The following is a 4,565-nucleotide window of genomic DNA, read 5'->3' as shown; positions in this document are numbered from 1 at the left end:
ATACTTTTTCATTTTAATCTCCATTCTAATTTAAAGACTAAATCAGTGGTCTAAAATGTATATGGTTTTCACAAAAAATTTACGAGATAAATATTGACAATAAAATAGGTTGAGTTAAAATGATAGTGTAAGTGGAATGCTTAAAGTGTTCTAATTTCTTAAATTATATAAGTTACCCTATAATTATTTATACAACCAAAAAAAGTACGATATTCTCGTCAATACGATAAAGTCATAAATAATCGATTTTTTAGTGATAATTTGTTAGCTTTGCCACCTTTTTTAAATTTTTCTATTTCAGCAACCTTTAAAATATCTAACATTTTATTAAAAGTGGCTTGTTTTATTTCTGTTAATCGGAATAATTCTTTATCATTTGTAAATTGTAATTGCAAACACGCTTTTTCCAAAGCTCTTATNANTNNNATNNTAAATATATTTTATAGGAATTTTAAAATAACTAGGTTATGCAAGAAGTCTAATAAAGAATCACTGATCCTCGATAAAACGAAAAATCACTTGAAACAATTGTTGCTGATGAAGAACTAATGTTATCTTTAATTTTTATTTTATTAATATTTAAATTAGGAAATTGTTGTTTTAATTTTTCTTTAATCTGTATTTTTTTCGGAATATGTAAGCCATTAGTTTTAAGGGTTTTTAAATTGGGGTCAGTAACAATTGTTCCTAACTCAAGTGGTCTTGGATTTAAATAACCAAGATATCAGACATACAGAACAAAACTGATAAAAACCGTTACCATTAAAACTAATATTGAATTAATCATTCACCATTTTTTGCTATTTTCTTTCATATGTTTTTCCTTTTCTAAAACTTTTAATAATTTATAATGTTTAATCTTGGATAGTCATTTTATTATTTAGAAATAATTTTGTTAAAACAACATTATTTTGTATCACAAAATAAAAACTGTTTAAAAAACAGTTTTCTTAAATAGATTAATTAAAACCCATTCCGCTTAGACCACCCATCCCAGGAATATTTGGCATACGCCCTGATTTAATTTGACGAGCAATTTCATCAACTTGTTTTTTTGTTTTTTCAAATTGATTAATTAGCTCATTATATTCTTTTTCAGTTCGTCCTGAGCCTTTTAAAATCCGATTTTTTCGTGATAAATGTTTTAATAATCGTGGTTCACGACGTTCTTTCACTGTCATTGATGATAATAATACTTCGGTTACTTTTAATTTTTGTTCAGCATCAGCAATTTTTTCATCACTTAATTTTGGCATTCCAGGTAATAATTTCATAATTCCGCCCATTTTACCCATTTTTGAAATTTGGCGCATTTGGTTTAATAAATCTTGCAAATCAAACTGTCCCATCATCATTCGATTCATTGTTTTTTTGATATCACGTTCATCTAATACATCTTTTGCTTTTTCAACTAAGGTTTGAACATCTCCCATTCCTAAAATTCGATCAGCCATTCGGTCAGGATAAAAGATTTGTAAATTACTCATTCCTTCTCCAGTTCCAATAAAAGTAATTGGTAATTTTGTTAAATGTGTAATTGACAAAGCAGCCCCACCACGAGCATCACCATCTAGTTTTGTAACAACTACTCCTGTTAATTTTAATAACTGATTAAATTCAGTCGCAACATTAATAATGTCTTGCCCTGTCATCCCATCAACAACAAGAAGAATTTCATCCGGTGTAATATTATTTTTAATTTCTTTTAATTCTTGCATTAACTCAGCATCAATATGTAAACGTCCAGCTGTATCAATTAAAATAACATCATTTTTATTATCTTTTGCATAAGTAATTGCTTGTTGCGCAGTCGTTACTGGATTTTGTGTTCCGCGCTCAAAAACTTCAATATTTAAATTTTTTCCAATTGTTTTTAATTGTTCAATCGCTGCTGGTCGATAAATATCACAAGCAACTAATAATGGTTTTTTGTGATATTTCTTTTCAACTAACTTAGCAATTTTCCCCGTTGTGGTTGTTTTACCACTTCCTTGTAAACCAACCATCATTACAATTGTTGGTTTTGAAGTAAATGATAATTCTTTAACTGTTTTTCCAAATATATTAACTAATTCTTCATGCACAATTTTAACCATCATTTGTGATACATTTAATCCATCAAGAATATATTCACCCCGTGCTTTTGTTTCAACAGCTTTAATAAAATCTTTAACTACTTCATTATTAACATCAGCCTCCAATAATGCTAATCGAATTTCACGTATTGTTTCAGTAATAGCATCAGTCGTTAAAGTTGATTTTTTCATATTTTTTTCAATTGATTTTTTCAATCGATTCGCTAAAAAATCTCCAATCATATTTTTTCTCCTTTAATTTTTATAACAAATACACTCTTATTAATTAATTATACTAAAATTAACATAAAAAAAGAATAAAAATTTTATTCTTTAAATAACAGTTTCCGTAACTCGTAATTCACGGATAACTGTAATAAAAATATCACCAGGAATTGCCTTTGCTTGTTTAATTTTTTCCTTAATATCAAGCGCAATTTTATGAGTACGAGCATCATCATTAATAATTGGATTAACAATAACTCGAATTTGTCGTCCTGCTTGTAAAACATAAGCTGATTGGACACCATGGACTGTTTGGCAAATTTTTTCTAACTCATTCATTCGAGCAATATAATTTTCAACAGTATTATTACGACTGCCTGGACGAGCAGCTGACAACGTATCAGCTGCTGATACTAAAACAGAATAAGGATTAGTTACTGGTACTTCGCCATGATGCGAAGCGATTGCATTAATAATAATTGGATGTTCATTACATTTTGTTGCAATTTGAACACCTAAAGTAACATGACTTCCTTCATTTTCAAAATCAACTGCTTTTCCAATATCATGTAATAACCCAGCACGCATCGCAATTGCAGGGTCTAACCCCAGTTCACTTGCCATTATTGCTGCTAATTTTGCTACTTCGACAGAATGTAATAAGACATTTTGACCATAACTAGTTCGATATTTTAAAATTCCTAAGTGACGAATTAATTCAATATCTAAATTATCAATTGCTAATTCAGCCGCAATTTCTTTTCCTGCTTCAAGAATTGTCATTTCGATTTCTTCTTGTTCTAATTTGATTGTTTCTTCAATTCGCGTTGGTTGAATTCGGCCATCAAGTAATAATTTTTCTAAAGTTTTTTTTGCAATTTCCCGACGAATTGGGTTAAAAGATGAAATTTGTACAACATTAGGTGTATCATCAATAATTAAATCAACCCCTGCTGCTATTTCAAATGTACGAATATTACGTCCATCTTTCCCAATAATTCGTCCTTTCATATTATCATCTTCTAAGTAAATTGAAGTTGTTGTTTTTTCTGCCACAACTTTTGCTGCATAACGTTCAATTGCAGTAGTAATAATGTTAATGGCTGTTTGTTTGGCATTAATTTTTGCAGTATTTTCAGCATTTCGTAAAAATTCACCAATTTCCTTTTGATACCGATCACTTATTTCTTTAAAAAGAACATCTTTTGCTTCTTCAAGTAAATATCCGGCAACTTTTTCAAGTTGATGAAGATTTCGTTCTACCATTTCTTGATAATAGTTAATCTTTCCTTGCAATTCTTCTTTCTTGCGAAACACTTCTTGCTCTTTGCCATTTAATACTTCTTCTCTCTCAACAATTAAACGTTCTCTATCTACTAAAAATTTTTCGGTTGCTAAAAATTCTTCACGTTTGCGAGTTAATTCATCTTTCATTTCTTGTCTAATTTGTGCTGCTTCAACGCGTCCATCTGCTTTAGCAGCATTAATAATTTTTTTTGCTTTATCTTCTGCTTGTTTAATTTTTAATTTTGTTTTTTTGATTAATTTAAATCTTAAATATTTTTCAAATAAATATCCAAGAAAGTAAGAACCTATTGCAACAGCAATAAGGATAATTATTCCTATGTGTGTTTGCATAATTATTTCTCCTTTACTTAAAAGATTAAGTAAGAAGTATTAATTTTAAATATATAAGTGGAATACTAGCAATGAAATTATTGCCACATTTTATNANANTNNTGTTTTTAAAAAAGTTGAATTTTTTATAAATTTTGTTATCATTTAGTCATAAGCGAAACTTAATTTGTTTCTAATTACTTAATTTTATTAAAAACCTCAAAATAATGTATACTACTTTAACGGTAGTAAGAAAAAAGTTGAGGTTTTATAAAAAATATAAATAAAGTAATTAAATACAAATTAAATTAATCGCTTATTAGAGCGATTTTTTTATTTGCATTATTCATCAGATAGTATCTTTAAAATTAAAAATTAACCTATTTTACCCTACAAACTAGTTAATTTTTATAATTTCCTTTCTGTGATTTATTATATTTTTTCGGTTTAACAACTAATAATATCATTTTTAATAAAGGTTAATATCATTTTTAATAAAGGTTAATATCATTTTTAATAAAGGTACTATCTGATGAATAATGCAATACTAAAACTTAATATTTTGATGCTTAAAGATGGATAACTCATCTATGGTACGAAGCCTTAAAGAAAGTGTGAAAGCGATTGGATTTACTCTCCTATTTATTT

General features: G+C 27.8%; 4 protein-coding genes. All 4 read right to left on the bottom strand.

The window, feature by feature from the left end:
- Nucleotides 1-158: 158 nt before the first annotated feature.
- A complete protein-coding gene (locus tag BST80_RS04160) occupies nt 159-395 on the bottom strand; it encodes a hypothetical protein (protein WP_415746099.1) in 237 nt (78 codons plus the stop codon).
- A gap of 83 nt (nt 396-478) precedes the next feature.
- On the bottom strand, nt 479-814 hold the full coding sequence (locus BST80_RS04155; RefSeq protein ID WP_415746098.1) for a hypothetical protein: 336 nt from the start codon (nt 812-814) through the stop codon (nt 479-481).
- A gap of 145 nt (nt 815-959) precedes the next feature.
- Nucleotides 960-2,318: a signal recognition particle protein gene (gene ffh, locus BST80_RS04150; protein WP_415746097.1), complete on the bottom strand. Its 1,359-nt coding sequence runs from the start codon at nt 2,316-2,318 to the stop codon at nt 960-962.
- Nucleotides 2,319-2,408: 90 nt separating this feature from the next.
- Nucleotides 2,409-3,938, bottom strand: a complete 1,530-nt coding sequence (gene rny / locus BST80_RS04145) for a ribonuclease Y (RefSeq protein WP_415746096.1) — start codon at nt 3,936-3,938, stop codon at nt 2,409-2,411.
- Nucleotides 3,939-4,565 lie beyond the last annotated feature (627 nt).

Origin of the sequence: Spiroplasma sp. Moj (assembly GCF_016082285.1) — a bacterium.
In the GTDB taxonomy this organism is placed as follows: Bacteria; Bacillota_I; Bacilli_A; order Mycoplasmatales; family Mycoplasmataceae; genus Spiroplasma; species Spiroplasma phoeniceum.
Note: the sequence above shows the minus strand (reverse complement) of the source record. Positions and strands in the feature narration are given on the sequence as shown.